The 703-nt window shown below is 39.5% G+C and carries 1 protein-coding gene; it reads left to right on the forward strand.

Annotation, left to right across the window (positions count from 1 at the left end; all coding sequences use genetic code 11):
- Nucleotides 1-430: hypothetical protein (locus QQK25_RS23405; RefSeq protein WP_284190111.1), on the forward strand; the 430-nt coding region annotated here is incomplete at its 5' end.
- Nucleotides 431-703 lie beyond the last annotated feature (273 nt).

Consider the following 703-nt stretch of genomic DNA (forward strand, 5'->3'; position numbering starts at 1 on the left):
GTATTGTTGTTTAACTCCAAGTTACGTCTATTTCCTGGTAAATTATGTCTTTGGGAAAGCTTGCCACTTGCCTGTAGAATTGGAGCATAAAGCTCTTTGGGCTACTAGGGCCTTGAACTTTGACATGGACCAAGCTGGGTCCAAGAGAAAATTACAACTTTCTGAACTAGATAAACTTCGACAGGAGGCCTATGAAAATTCTAAAATTTACAAGGAACGAACAAAAGTTTTTCATGATAAGTCGATCCTTCGTAAAACATTTGAGCCCAATCAGAAAGTATTGTTGTTTAACTCCAAGTTACGTCTATTTCCTGGTAAATTACGTTCTCGTTGGAGTGGCCCTTACATTGTCAAAACTGTTTTTATACATGGAGCTGTAGAGGTGGAAGACCCTAAGAATGGCAATGGAGACTTAATGTTAAATTTTTAAAAGATGCTTGCACTAGGAAAAGGATACTTAATGTTCATAAAAAGGTATTCTTGACTGAAGCCTTAACCTCACCCAAGCTTAGAGATCCTGGAAGCCCGACCATTTCTTATATTATTGGAGATCACAAAGTGGATAGAGCCCTTCTAGATCTAGGAGCTAGTGTGAATGTCTTACCTTTCTCAATCTATGAAGGACTAGGTCTAGGAGAACTCAAACCTACCCATATTCAACTCCAGTTGGCAGATAGGTCCATACGATACCCGAGGGGTGTTC

Source organism: Zoogloea oryzae, assembly GCF_030161255.1.
Taxonomy (GTDB): Bacteria; Pseudomonadota; Gammaproteobacteria; order Burkholderiales; family Rhodocyclaceae; genus Zoogloea; species Zoogloea oryzae.